15 protein-coding genes and 1 other RNA gene are annotated in these 12875 nt (G+C 67.9%); 13 read left to right on the forward strand and 3 right to left on the reverse strand.

Translation table 11 applies throughout. The features are described from left to right. Positions 1-77 precede the first annotated feature (77 nt). From ABE463_RS14050 to pepQ, 3 genes are all read left to right on the forward strand, one after another. Positions 78-2561, forward strand: coding sequence for a DUF1631 domain-containing protein (locus tag ABE463_RS14050; RefSeq protein WP_346468580.1), 2484 nt, complete (start codon positions 78-80; stop codon positions 2559-2561). Next, positions 2558-2908 carry a PilZ domain-containing protein gene (locus ABE463_RS14055; RefSeq protein WP_259259265.1) on the forward strand — a complete coding sequence of 117 codons (351 nt, stop codon included), beginning with the start codon at positions 2558-2560 and terminating at the stop codon, positions 2906-2908. The genes ABE463_RS14050 and ABE463_RS14055 overlap by 4 nt, the downstream gene beginning before the upstream one ends. A gap of 82 nt (positions 2909-2990) precedes the next feature. Beyond that, positions 2991-4319 carry a Xaa-Pro dipeptidase gene (pepQ, locus tag ABE463_RS14060; protein ID WP_346468581.1) on the forward strand — a complete coding sequence of 443 codons (1329 nt, stop codon included), beginning with the start codon at positions 2991-2993 and terminating at the stop codon, positions 4317-4319. Positions 4320-4487: 168 nt separating this feature from the next. Here the strand turns inward: pepQ and ABE463_RS14065 are convergent, their stop codons facing one another. Continuing rightward, complete coding sequence (locus tag ABE463_RS14065) at positions 4488-5813, reverse strand: aminopeptidase P N-terminal domain-containing protein (protein ID WP_346468657.1); 1326 nt, start codon at positions 5811-5813, stop codon at positions 4488-4490. Positions 5814-5820: 7 nt separating this feature from the next. Then, positions 5821-6369: a UPF0149 family protein gene (locus ABE463_RS14070; protein WP_346468582.1), complete on the reverse strand. Its 549-nt coding sequence runs from the start codon at positions 6367-6369 to the stop codon at positions 5821-5823. A 165-nt stretch (positions 6370-6534) separates the two neighbouring features. On the opposite strand from ABE463_RS14070, the gene ABE463_RS14075 reads away from it, so the two are divergent. The 8 genes from ABE463_RS14075 to ABE463_RS14110 all read left to right on the forward strand — a co-directional run bounded on the left by ABE463_RS14075 (position 6535) and on the right by ABE463_RS14110 (position 10618). Continuing rightward, positions 6535-6756: a TIGR02449 family protein gene (locus ABE463_RS14075; protein ID WP_017355837.1), complete on the forward strand. Its 222-nt coding sequence runs from the start codon at positions 6535-6537 to the stop codon at positions 6754-6756. Further along, positions 6753-7052: a cell division protein ZapA gene (locus tag ABE463_RS14080; RefSeq protein ID WP_123730298.1), complete on the forward strand. Its 300-nt coding sequence runs from the start codon at positions 6753-6755 to the stop codon at positions 7050-7052. The genes ABE463_RS14075 and ABE463_RS14080 overlap by 4 nt, the downstream gene beginning before the upstream one ends. Before the next feature lie 131 nt (positions 7053-7183). Then, positions 7184-7368: non-coding RNA, 6S RNA (ssrS, locus tag ABE463_RS14085), on the forward strand. Positions 7369-7447: 79 nt separating this feature from the next. Next, the gene (locus tag ABE463_RS14090; protein ID WP_346468583.1) at positions 7448-8047 is read left to right on the forward strand and encodes a 5-formyltetrahydrofolate cyclo-ligase; all 600 of its coding nucleotides are present in this window, start codon (positions 7448-7450) and stop codon (positions 8045-8047) included. A 13-nt stretch (positions 8048-8060) separates the two neighbouring features. Beyond that, on the forward strand, positions 8061-8537 hold the full coding sequence (locus ABE463_RS14095; RefSeq protein ID WP_313213073.1) for an EVE domain-containing protein: 477 nt from the start codon (positions 8061-8063) through the stop codon (positions 8535-8537). 27 nt (positions 8538-8564) lie between these two features. Continuing rightward, a complete protein-coding gene (gene rpiA, locus ABE463_RS14100; protein ID WP_346468584.1) occupies positions 8565-9212 on the forward strand; it encodes a ribose-5-phosphate isomerase RpiA in 648 nt (215 codons plus the stop codon). 45 nt (positions 9213-9257) lie between these two features. Further along, positions 9258-9710, forward strand: coding sequence for a DUF192 domain-containing protein (locus ABE463_RS14105; RefSeq protein WP_123730294.1), 453 nt, complete (start codon positions 9258-9260; stop codon positions 9708-9710). Between the two features lie 62 nt (positions 9711-9772). Next, positions 9773-10618, forward strand: coding sequence for a tetratricopeptide repeat protein (locus tag ABE463_RS14110; RefSeq protein ID WP_123730293.1), 846 nt, complete (start codon positions 9773-9775; stop codon positions 10616-10618). 43 nt (positions 10619-10661) lie between these two features. On the opposite strand, the gene ABE463_RS14115 is transcribed toward ABE463_RS14110, so the two are convergent. Then, entirely contained in the window at positions 10662-10853 is a 192-nt protein-coding gene (locus tag ABE463_RS14115; protein WP_037553342.1) for a rubredoxin, read from the reverse strand. A 72-nt stretch (positions 10854-10925) separates the two neighbouring features. Here ABE463_RS14115 and thiE point away from each other — a divergent pair, with 72 nt between their 5' ends. Then, positions 10926-11567, forward strand: a complete 642-nt coding sequence (gene thiE / locus ABE463_RS14120; RefSeq protein ID WP_346468585.1) for a thiamine phosphate synthase — start codon at positions 10926-10928, stop codon at positions 11565-11567. Then, positions 11564-12853, forward strand: coding sequence for a glutamate-1-semialdehyde 2,1-aminomutase (gene hemL / locus ABE463_RS14125; RefSeq protein ID WP_346468586.1), 1290 nt, complete (start codon positions 11564-11566; stop codon positions 12851-12853). Before thiE ends, hemL begins: the two co-directional genes overlap by 4 nt. Positions 12854-12875: the final 22 nt, after the last annotated feature.

Genomic DNA, 12875 nt, shown 5'->3' on the forward strand with positions numbered 1-12875 from the left:
CGAACCTTGTCGCTTCTGGCAGGGACCGGGCGAAACCGTTAGATTCCGTGTTCTCAGGGGAGCTGGAAGAACATCGGATGTCTGCGCCCGCACCTTCGTCGTCCCAGCCCGACATGACCCGCTTTGCGGACGTGGCCGCGCCGCCGCGCGTGCGTCGCCTGCTGGCCGCGCTGCACGGGCTGGCAGTGCAGACCCTCACCGCGCCGCTCAAGCTGACCATCGTGGAGCTCGAGCGCGAGCTGTTCCGCGATGCCGAGCGCGCGCGCAACAGCCAGATCCAGGCCGACATTTTCGCGCAGGCCCGCCAGCTGCATGAGGTCAACGCGCAGTTCGGCCCACGCTTCCTGGAGGCGGTGGCGGTGAGCCTGGCCAGTTTGCGCGGCCCACGCCACGCCCAGCGCATCGTCCCGACCGAGGTATCCGTTTCGGCCACCGCGCTGACCCTGGTCAACGACACCGACGTGGACCGCGACATCGTGCTGGTGGACATCATCCGCCGCGAAGCCCAGCGCTCGGCCACCGCCCTGCAGTTGCTCGGCCAACGCTTCGGGGTGCTCGCCGCCGGACCGGCCTTCGATGTCGATGACCTGCCGTTCGGCCCGCAGGCGCTGTGCCGGATCGTGCGCGAACTGGGTGAAGACTTCGCGCTGGGCCTGGAAACACAGCTGGCGCTGTACCGCGTGTTCGACCGTCAACTGCTGGAGCGGCTGGGTGAACTGCTGGAGCGCGCCAACATCCTGTTGGGGCACGAAGGCGTCCTGCCCGGGCTGGTCTACACCCCGTATCTGGCGCGCTCGGCCACGACGCGGCGGATCATCACCGGCCCCGAGCGCGGCCTGCCCGGCGCACGCGGCGGCGCGGCGGCGCGGCCCCTGACCGGCTGGAACGGCAGCGCGCCGAGCACCGGCTGGGCAGCAATGACCGAGCACGCCATGGCCTTGACCACGGCGTCCACCGCGCCGGACAGCACCACACCCATCGGTGGCGCGGCGGCGGCCTCGCCGACGGCATCGGCGTCAGTGTCTGTGTCAGCGCCGAGCCTCCCCACCAGCCCCATTGCCGCCGACCTCGGTGCACCGGCGATGTCAGCGCTGCACCAGCTGTTGGGCGCTGCCCGGCAGGCACATGCGGCCGGCGCGGTACCTGGCGGCGGAGCGCTGGCCGCGCAAGCCGTCGGCGCCTCGGCCCAGGCCGTTGCCACCCCCACGGAAAACGCCTTCCTGGCGCCCGAGGCGCTCCCCGCGCTGGCGGTACCCGCCGAAGCCGTGCACGCCACGCTGGCCAGGCTGCAGGGCCAAGCGGTCGCTCCCGGCGGCGCCCGCCGCAGCATGGCCGATCTGCACAACGCGCTGCTCGCCCAGGTCCGTGCCGAGCATGGCGCGCAGGCCTCATTGACGGTCAAGGACAGCGACACCTTCGACCTGCTCGACATGCTGTATGGACAGATCCAGCGCGAGGTGCGGCCCGAGGCCGTGGCCGCCGACCTGCTGACCCGCCTGCAGGTGCCGGTCGCCCGCGCGGCCCTGTCCGACCCGGCCTTCTTCGTGCGCGACCAGCACCCGGCGCGCGAGCTGCTCAATGCGGTGGCCGAGGCCGGCGCCAACTGGCTGGGCGAGGAAGATGTGGATCCGCAGCTGGTGCAGAAGCTCGGCCACGCCGTCGACCAGGTGGTCAAGGCGTACGACGGCGATGTGGCGGTCTTCGACACCGCCAACGAGGAGATCCAGCAGCACTTCCGCGCGCTGGCGCACAAGGCCGAACTGGCCGAGCGTCGTCATGTCGAAGCCGCCCGCGGCAAGGAGCGGCTGGAGGCGGCCAAGCAACAGGCCAGCACCAGCATCGAACAGTTGTGCGCGCAGGCCGCGCCTCCGCGCTTCGTGCAGGCGCTGCTGAAACAGGCCTGGTCGGACGTGCTCACGCTCACCCTGCTGCGCAACGGCGAGACCTCGCCGCAGTGGCAGCAGCGCCAGCAGGAAACCGCCCGGATCGCCGAGGTAACCTGCCTGACGCCCGGTGCAGCCGAGCGCGATGACGTGCTGGGCAACGAAGTCGAATCCGCCCTGCTGCAGGTCGGCTACCACCAGGACGAAGCGGCCGCGATCGCGCGGCGCCTGTCCACGCCCGGCGGCGAGGACGACAGCAGCTCGCGGACCGAACTCACCGCACGCCTGCGTGCGCGCACCCGGCTGGGCGAGCAGGCCGACGCCAGCGATCCGCGCAAGGTCGCCCCGCTCGCGCGCAGCACGGCCGAGGACGACTGCTATCGCCAGCTGCGCACCCTGCCCTTCGGCACCTGGTTCGAGTTCACCACCAACCAGCAGGGCGACGTCCGCCGGCAGCGACTGTCCTGGTACAGCCTGATCACCGACAACGCCCTGTTCGTCAATCAACGCGGGCAGAAGGTCGGCGAGCATTCGCTGGATGCACTGGCACGGCTGATGGCACACGGCCAGGTGCGGATCGTCACCGAAGACAAGGGCAGGCTGATTGATCGTGCCTGGCAGGCCACGCTGCGCACCCTGCGCTCGCTGGCCGGCAGCCCCGCGGAGAACGCCGAATGACTACACCCGATACCCGCCGCGCGCCGCGCCGCCAGGTGACCGAGCTGGTGCCCGTCACCGACCTGATGGCCGAGACCGTGATCGGCCGGCTCGGCAACGTCTCCGAAACCGGCATGCTGATGCTGGCCTCGGTGCCGATGCACGACGATGCGTTGCACCAGTTGCAGTTCACCATCACCGGCCCGCAGGGGCAGCCACTGCTGATCGACGTTGGCGTGCACCTGCTGTGGAGCGAGCAGACCCACGCACCGGGCCAGGCTTGGGTGGGCTTCCGCTTCCTGACCCTGGCCCGCGAATCACGCGAGCAGCTGCGGCAGTGGATCGCCGAGGAAACTTCGGCAGTCTGAGCGCCGGTTCCGGCACAGCACCGGTAGCCCGATTACGGCAGAATCTAGGGCTGCATTCCGCACTGTCAGCGAGCTTCATGCCATGAACCAGCCAGACCTCGGCGCCCTGTATTCCCACCATGCCAGCGTCATGCGCCAGCGCGCCGATGAAGCGCTGGCCCGTGGCGGCTTCGACCATCTGGTGATTCCCAGCGGCACCCAGCATTACCAGGCGTTCGACGATCGCGATTACCCCTATGCGGTGAACCCGAATTTCAAGGCCTGGCTGCCGCTGACCAAGCTGCCCAACAGCTGGTTGGTGTACACCCCGGGCAAGCGCCCGACCCTGATCTTCCACCAGCCCTTCGATTACTGGCACGTGGTGCCGGATGCGCCGAACGGCTGGTGGGTCGAGCATGTCGACATCCAGATCATCCGCACGCCCGACGAGGCGCTGGCGCTGCTGCCCAAGGACGCGGCGCGTTGCGCGATCCTGGGCGAGCCGCAGAGCGCGCTGGGGGCCTTCGTGCCGAACAATCCCGCACCGGTCATCGATTACCTGGACTGGCAGCGCGGCTACAAGACGCCGTATGAAATCGCACTGATGCGCGAAGCGCAGCGGCTGGGCGTGCGCGGCCACCGTGCCGCCGAAACGGCCTTCCGCGGCGGTGCCAGCGAGTTCGAGATCCACATGGCGTATTGCCGTGCGGTCGGGCAGGACGCCAACGAACTGCCGTACGGCAACATCATCGGCCTCAATGAACATGCCGCCGTACTGCACTACACCGATCTTGGCCGCAGCGCGCCGACCCCGCTGCGCAGCTTCCTGATCGACGCCGGTGCCAGCGCGTACGGCTATGCCAGCGATATCACCCGTACCTATGCGGCCAGCGGCCATGACGAATTCCAGGCGCTGATCGATGCGGTGGACGCGGCCCAGCAGCAGATGGGCGCCGCTGTGCGTGCCGGCGTGGATTACAAGCAGCTGCACATCGACGCGCACCTGTCGCTGATGGGCATCCTCAAGGACGTCGGCGTGCTCAACGTCTCGCCGGAAGCGGCGTTGGCCACCGGCGTGAGCGCGGCCTTCTTCCCGCACGGCCTGGGCCATCTGATCGGCCTGCAGGTGCATGACGTGGCCGGGTTTGCGGCCAGCGACCGCGGTGGCCGCATCGAGCGCCCGCAGGGTCACCCGTACCTGCGCATGACCCGTGTGCTGGAACCCGGCATGGTGGTCACGATCGAACCGGGCGTGTACTTCATCGACATGCTGCTGGACGAAGTGAAGCAGGCCGGCAATGGCGCCAGCATCAACTGGGACCGCGTGGATTTCTTCCGCCCGTATGGCGGCGTCCGGATCGAGGACGAGGTGCTGTGCACCGAGGGCGATGCGGACAACCTGACCCGCCCGGTGTTTGCGGCCGCCAGCTGAGCGGCGATGCAGGTGCCGACCCACGGTCGGTACCTGCACGGCATCGTGTGTCCGCCGCTGGCCGCTGATTGCCGCCCCGGTATCCGCGTAGAGCCACCCCATGGGTGGCTGAAGACCACGTCGGCACGGAGGGCCGCCACCCATGGGGTGGCGCTACCCGGGCGCGGATCAGCGCTTGGCCATCGCTTCTTCGATCTCATCGGCGCTGCGCGCCAACGCAGCCGTCAATACCTGATGGCCGTCCTCGGTGATCAGCACGTCATCTTCGGTCCGAATGCCGATGCCGCGCCAGCGCGCTTCCACGCTGCGGTCGTCCGGTGAGATATACAGGCCGGGCTCGATGGTGAACACCATGCCCGGCTCCAGCATCCGCGAGTCCCCTGCCAAGCGGTAATCGCCCACGTCATGCACGTCCAGGCCCAGCCAGTGCCCGGTCTTGTGCCGGTAGAAGCGCTGGTAATGCGCTTCGGCGATGTTCTCTTCCAGTGTGCCCTTGAGCAGACCCAGCCGCAGCAGACCTTCGGTGAGGGTCTCCACCGCGGCCAGATGGCCGGCCTCGTACGCAGTGCCCGGGCGTGCCTGGGCCAGTGCCGCAGCCTGCGCCGCACCGACCAGATCATGCAGCGAGCGCTGTTCGGCGGTGAAACGGCCGTTGACCGGGAAGGTCCGGGTGATATCGCTGGCGTAGCCGCGGTACTCGGCGCCGGCATCGATCAGGACCAGATCGCCATCGTGCGCGCGCGCGTTGTTGTCGCGGTAATGCAGGATGCAGCCGTTGGCACCGGCACCGACGATGCTGCTGTAGGCCGCACACGCATCGTTGGCACGGAACACACGCTCCAGATCGGCCTGCAGTTCGTACTCGTGGATGCCCGGCCGCGCCACGTGCATCGCGGCCAGATGTGCCTGCACGCTGATATCGGCAGCGCGCTGCATCACGGCGATTTCCGCGGTCGATTTGAACAGCCGCTGCTCGTGCAGCAGGTGGCCCAGTTCCAGGAACTCATGCGGTGGCTGCGCGCCATGCCGCACCTGCGAGCGCACCCGGTTGACCCAGCCGATCAGCTTGAGATCGAACTCGGCATCGCGGCCGAAGTGGTAGTACACGCGCGAGCGCCCTTCCAGCAGGCCGGGCAGGATGTCGTCCAGATCGTCGATCGGGTACGCATCGTCCATGCCGTACTGCGAGACCGCGCCTTCCTGGCCGGCGCGCGCGCCATCCCAGGCTTCACGGTCCGCGTCGCGTTCACGGCAGAACAGGATGACCTCGCCATGGCGGCGGCCCGGGATCAGCACCAGCACGGCCTCCGGTTCCGGGAAGCCACTCAGGTACCAGAAGTCCGAGTCCTGGCGGAACGGATAATGCGTATCCAGGCTGCGCACCCGCTCGGACGCAGCGGGCAGCACCAGGATCGCGTCGTCGCCGGCCATCTCCATCAACTGCTGGCGGCGGCGGGTGTACTCGGCGGCGGAGATGCCGGTCAGCTGCCGGATATCCATCTCAGTTCAGGCGCTGCCGATGGCGCGCGGCCATGACGCAGTCGCCATGCAGGAGCAGCACCGCCACGCGGATGAATTCCTCGATCTCGGCCAGCGCGTCTTCGTCATCGTCGTTGCCGCTTTCGAAGTCTTCGCTGGAGGCCTGGGCCAGCTTGGCCAGATCGGTCAGGGCTTCATCGCCCTCTTCGGACAAGGCCGGCCGGTTCTGGCCGGAGCCCAGCCCGAAGCCGCCCAGGAACGCGCGCGCCCAGGTGAACAGCGCATCGGCCTGCGCGGCGGTATCGCTTGAATCGCTCAGCAGCAGTTCGAAGGCGAAATCGCGGTCTTCCATCTGCGCCACGCTGGCATCGAGCAGGCGCGCCAGGGCGTCACCATCGGCCGGGGTCGGCAGGTTGTCATCGGCCAGCACGCGGGCCGGCCATTCACGCACCGGCGCACCGCCAGCGGACAGCCAGCCACACAGGCCGCCGTGCAGTTCAGCGGCGCTGGCGCCCAGGCCCAGGGCCTGGCTGGCCTGGTTTACGTCGTCGACACTCGGGAGTTCGGTCATCTTGGGGCTACGGTTTGTGAGCGCCACAGTGTAGCAATCCACCTGTGTCCACCGGGTTGCCATGGCCCGCCCCGGAGCCCGCCCCGGCAGCGCCGGGCCAGCTGCCGGCAGGCCCCGTCATTATTCGCTTGACCGCCCCATCCGCCCTTGCCTATCGTGCCGGACATGGAACCCGCCGACGCCATCGCCCAATTGCAGGCCTTCGCCGCCCGGGTGGAGGCGTTGCTTGAGCGCAACCAGCGCCTGGCCGAGGAGAACCGCAGCCTGCGCCACCAGCAGGAGCAGCTGGTGGCCGAGCGCTCCCAGCTGCTGGCCAAGAACGAGCAGGCCCGCTCTCGGGTGGAAGCGATGATCACCCGCCTCAAATCCCTGGAGCAGCACACATGAGCCAGACCGAACCGGTCAGTGTCCGCATCCTGGATCGTGAATACACCGTGGGCGTGGGCGCGGAGGAGCGCGAGAGCCTGACCGCCGCCGCCCGGCTGCTGGATGCCAAGATGCGCGAGATCCGGGGCAGCAACCGGATGGCCGCAGTCGACCGCGTCGCGGTGCTGGCCGCGCTGAACCTGGCCCACGAGCTGCAGCAGCTGCGCGACGAGCACGCACGCCAGGCGATCGCGCTGCAGCAGACCCTGAGCGATCTGAACCGGCGCCTGGATCGGGCGTTTGACGGCGCAGGTTGATCCACGCATCGGTTCCACGCGTTGTTTGATTGCACAAGTGCATCGCGCCGTCTTCATCGATCTGAATTGACATGCAATTGGACCGACGAACGGACTGGTCGAATCGCACAAGAGGGCTATAATCCTCGTCGCGTTCTCTGCTGTGAACGACGGCGTGTGCAAACATTCGCCTTGTCCCTTAATTACGACCACGGGTGCGCGACGGCGCCGGGAGTGCAAGTCCGCCTTGTAGCGGGAAGCCCGATGGAACCCCAGCGTACCCACTTGAACCCCGGGTTCAAGGTCGTTTCGCATGCATCGTCACGGCGGAGAATGCAATATTCCAGCAAGAGCGGCGTTCCCTTGGGACGTCGCTCTTGTTTTATCCGCCTTTCCCGCACGCTCCGGACCCAGGCATGACCGACCCGCGCTCCGCACTGCGCCAGCAGCTGCGCCAACGCCGCCGTGATCTCCCCGCCGCTGTGCGCCTGGCCGCCGCCGAACATCTGGCCGATGGCTTGCTCGCTCTTCCTTTCGCGCCCACGCAGGGCCATGTCGCCGGCTACTGGGCGATGGATGGCGAGATCGCGCTGCACCGCTGGCAGATGCAGTTGCCCGCCGGCCTGACCTACTGCCTGCCGGTCCTGCACGAGAAGACGCTGCGCTTCGCACCTTGGCGCCCGGGGCAGGCACTGACCACCAACCGCTTCGGCATCCCCGAACCCGATCTCGCGCTGGACGACACACTCGCACCGGAGCAGATGGCGCTGGTGGTCGCGCCACTGGTCGGTTTCGACGCACAGGGTCGCCGGCTGGGCATGGGAGGCGGCTGGTATGATCGCAGCTTCGCATTCCGCCACCAGCGCCCGGCGCCGCCGTGGCTGGTCGGGGTCGGCTTCTCGGTCCAGCAGGTCGATGATCTGCCGGTACAACCGTGGGACGTCGCGGTGGATGCGATCTGCACCGACGTCTCCACCCTTGTCTGCGTACCGACCAACGGTCGGCACCTACCGTAATCAAAGACTCCGCATGACCGCACGCAAGCGCTACTGGCTGATGAAGTCCGAACCGGACGCCTTTTCCATCGATGATCTGCAGCGCGTGGGCCGAGAGCCCTGGAACGGCGTGCGCAACTACCAGGCGCGCAACTTCATGCGCGATGGCATGAAGGTCGGCGACGGGGTGATGTTCTACCACTCCAACACCAAGGTGCCGGGCATCGTCGGGCTGGCCACGGTGGCCAGCGAGGCCTATCCGGACGACACCCAGTTCGATCCCGGATCGGACTATTACGACGCCAAGGCGACCCGCGAAGAACCGCGCTGGATGCTGGTGGACGTCGCCTTCGAGCGCAAACTGCGCGACACCATTTCGCTGGACGAGATCAAGCTGCACGCCGATGCGCTGGGCGAGGGTTTTCCGCTGACCGCGCGCGGCAACCGCCTTTCGATCCTCCCGGTGACGGCCGCGCAGTGGAAGCTGCTGCTGTCGCTGGAAAAGCACTGACCCCCTTTCCTACAAGAGTTGCCCGCCATGTCCGAAGCCAAGCGCCTGGCCGCTGAAAAAGCCATTGAATACGTCGAAGACGGCATGATCGTGGGGGTCGGCACCGGCTCCACCGTGGCCTACTTCATCGATGCCCTGGCCAAGATCCAGCACCGCATCAAGGGCGCCGTGTCCAGCTCGGACCAGAGCACCGCGCGCCTGAAGCAGCACGGCATCGAGGTGCTCGAACTCAACCACACCGGCAACCTGTCGCTGTACGTGGACGGGGCCGACGAGTGCGACGGCAACAAGAACCTGATCAAGGGCGGCGGCGCCGCGCTGACCCGCGAGAAGATCATCGCCGAGGCCAGCGAGCGCTTCGTGTGCATCATCGACCCGAGCAAGCAGGTCAAGGTGCTGGGCAAGTTCCCGCTGCCGGTGGAAGTGATCCCGATGGCCCGCAGCCTGGTCGCCCGCCGCATCATGGACATGACCGGCGGCCAGCCGACCTGGCGCGAGGGCGTGGTCACCGACAACGGCAACGTGATCCTGGACATCCACCACCTGGAGATCACTGACCCGGTCAAGCTGGAGCGCGAGCTCAACCAGCTGCCGGGCGTGGTCGCCGTTGGCCTGTTCGCGCGCCGCCCGGCCGATGTGGTGATCATCGGCGGTGAGCCGCCGATCGTGATCTGACCCCGTGGCCGGCCCGTGCGCCGGCCACCCCAACGAGGTACGCCCATGTCCCTGTTGCGCCTGCTGCCCCTGCTCCTGCTGTTCACCCTGACCGGCTGCGCCAGCACCAACGCCCGTCACTGGGTGGAGCTGGACGGCAACCGTTACCACGTTGAACTGGCCACCAATGACGACACCCGCGCCCGCGGGCTGATGTTCCGCGACCAGATGCCCGAGGATCACGGCATGTTGTTCATCCACGAACGCGAAGAGCTGCAGGCGTACTGGATGAAGAACACCAAGATCGCCCTGGACATCCTGTACTTCGATGCGCAGCGCCGCCTGGTCAGCCAGCAGCGCGATGTGCCGCCGTGTTCGGCCGGCGATCGTTGCCCGCCCTACCCCAGCAGCGAGCCGGCCCGCTACGTGCTGGAACTCAATGCCGGGCAGGCCGAAAAGATGGCGCTCAAAGACGGCACCGAGCTCACGTTCGGTCCCGGCATCGCCGACGGCAAATAAAACTGTCCGGATAAACGCGCCGCGCCCTTGAATCGCGGCGCGTTTGTCGCCAGTCTTGTCCCATGCAGGGGCAGATCACATTGCCGACGTGGGACTCACTGGCCGAGCTGGATGACGAGGCGCTGCCGCTGTTGCCGACCGCGTTGTTGATCGCCCGGGATGAATACCCGGATCTGGACCCCGCCGTCTACGACGCGGTCCTGCAGAGCCACGCCGACCACCTGCGCACCGAGATCGCCACGATCGACATGTGGCCGCTGAAGATTGCCGCGGTCAACCGCCACCTGTTCGACGAGCTGGGCTACAGCGGCGACCACGGCGAGTACTACGACCCGCGCAACAGCTATCTGAACCAGGTTTTCGAACGCCGCTTGGGCAACCCGATCTCGCTGGCACTGGTGCAGATGGAAGTCTCGCGCCGGCTCGGCATCCCGCTGGACGGGGTGTCCTTCCCCGGGCATTTCCTGGTGCGCCTGCCGCTCAACGACGGCGTACTGGTGATGGACCCGTTCAACGGCGGCCGCCCGCTGGGCGTGGAGGAACTGCGCGAACGCGCACGTTCACACCTGGGCGGTGAAGTCCCCGACGACGATGTGCTCGCGCAGATCCTCGACCCGGCGCCGGCGCGCGCGATCCTGATGCGGATGCTGCGCAACCTGCATGGCGTGTACGTGGAACGGGGGGAATGGGACCGCGCCGCGCGCAGTGCCGACCGCCTGCTGAAGCTGGCGCCGGAACAGGACGATGCCCTGCGTGACCGCGGCATGGCCTACCTGCAGCTGGACTACGAGGCCGGTGCGCGCAGCGACCTGGGGCTGTATCTCAAGCGCAATGCCAAGGCCAGCGACGCACAATTCGTGCGCGAGAAGCTGGTCGGCCTCGGTGGCGTGGTGCCGCGCCTGCATTGAGCGGACCAAGACGCGCACCCGGGCGATGGCGTCCGGGCGTTGCTCAGTCGACTTCGACCATCTCGAAATCATCCTTGGTCACGCCGCAGTCCGGGCACGTCCACGTATCGGGAATGTCTTCCCAGCGCGTGCCCGGCGCGATGCCTTCTTCCGGCAGGCCGTCCTCTTCCCTGTACAGGAACCCGCAGACAACGCACATCCAGGTGCGGAAGGTGGTGGCGGTAGCGTCGGTCATCGGATAATCACGGTGGGACAAGGGCAGACAGCCCGCATTGTCCCACTCCCGTTGCACTACCGGTAGCCATTGATGAATCACGCTTCAGCCCCCACGCCGCCGCGCGGCGTCTACCTGATCACCCCGGACGAGCCCGATACCGCCCGTCTGCTGGCGCGTACCGCGCCGCTGCTGGCCACCGGCGTCACCCTGCTGCAGTACCGCAACAAGACCGCCGATGCCCCGCTGCGCCGCGCACAGGCCGAGGCCCTGCAGGCGCTGTGCGCCCGCTACGCCACGCCGCTGATCATCAATGACGACCCCGCGCTGGCCCAGGCGGTCGGTGCGGCCGGCGTACACCTGGGGGAGGACGATGAAGGGATCGCCGCCGCACGCGCCCTGCTCGGCCCGACCGCCATCATCGGCATCTCCTGCTACGACGATCATGCGCGTGCCGAACGCGCCGCCGCCGCCGGTGCCAGCTACCTCGCCTTTGGCGCCTTCTTCGCCAGCAACAGCAAGGCCACCACCCGCCGCGCCACGCCCGACCTGCTGCGGCAAAGCGCCGCACTCGGGCTGCCGCGGGTGGCGATTGGCGGGCTGACGCCGGACAATGTGGCACCGCTCATCGCTGCCGGCGCCGATCTGATCGCCGTCATCAGCAGCGTGTACGCCGCACCCGATCCGGTCGCTACGCTGCACGCCTACCTCGATTGCTTCCAGGAACCCGCATGAACCACGACCAGTCCCACGCCCTGTTCACCCGCGCCCAGACGCTGCTGCCGGGCGGCGTCAACTCGCCGGTGCGCGCGTTCAAGTCGGTCGGTGGCGAGCCGTTCTTCGTCAAGCGCGCCGATGGCCCCTACCTGTACGACGTGGACGACAACCGCTACATCGATTACGTCGGCTCCTGGGGCCCGATGATTGTTGGCCACAATCACACCGCGGTGCGCCAGGCGGTCAAGCAGGCGATCGGCAACGGTCTGTCCTTCGGCGCGCCGTGCGAAGCCGAAGTCACCATGGCCGAAACACTGACCCGGCTGGTGCCGTCCTGCGAGATGGTGCGCATGGTCAACTCGGGCACCGAGGCCACGCTGTCGGCGATCCGGCTGGCGCGTGGGGCCACCGGCCGCAGCCGCATCGTCAAGTTCGAAGGCTGCTACCACGGCCACGGCGACTCGTTCCTGGTCAAGGCCGGCAGCGGCATGCTGACCCTGGGCGTGCCGACCTCGCCGGGTGTTCCGGCTGGCCTGAGCGAACTCACCCTGACCCTGCCCTACAACGATGTCGAAGCGGCCACCGCGCTGTTCGCCGAACAGGGCGAGCACATCGCCGGGCTGATCATCGAGCCGGTGGTCGGCAACGCCAACTGCATCCCGCCGCGCGAGGGCTACCTGCAGCACCTGCGCGCGCTGTGCACGCAGTACGGCACGGTGCTGATCTTCGACGAAGTGATGACCGGCTTCCGCGTGGCCCTCGGCGGCGCGCAGGCGCATTACGGCGTCACTCCGGATCTGACCACCTTCGGCAAGATCATCGGCGGCGGCATGCCGGTGGGTGCCTACGGCGGCCGCCGCGAGCTGATGTCGCAGATTTCCCCGGCCGGCCCGATCTACCAGGCGGGCACGCTGAGCGGCAATCCGGTGGCGATGGCAGCCGGCCTGGCGATGCTGGAACTGGTGCAGGAACCGGGCTTCCATGATCGCCTGAGTGCTTCGGCCGCGCGCCTGTGCGCGGGGCTGGAAGCGGCGGCGGCGGACGCCGGCGTGGCAGTGACCACCACCCAGGTCGGCGCGATGTTCGGCCTGTTCTTCACTGACCAGAAGGTGGAGACCTACGCCCAGGCGACCGCGTGCGACATCGCCGCGTTCAACACCTTCTTCCACGCGATGCTGGAGCGCGGCGTGTTCCTGGCCCCCTCCGCGTATGAAGCCGGCTTCCTCTCCAGCGCCCACGACGACAGCATCATCGATGCGACGCTCGAGGCGGCGCGCGAAGCGTTCAAGGTCGTCAAGGGCTGATCAAATAACAGGGACGGAGGTA

Source organism: Stenotrophomonas sp. TWI819 (genome assembly GCF_039673075.1).
GTDB classification, from domain to species: Bacteria; Pseudomonadota; Gammaproteobacteria; order Xanthomonadales; family Xanthomonadaceae; genus Stenotrophomonas; species Stenotrophomonas rhizophila_B.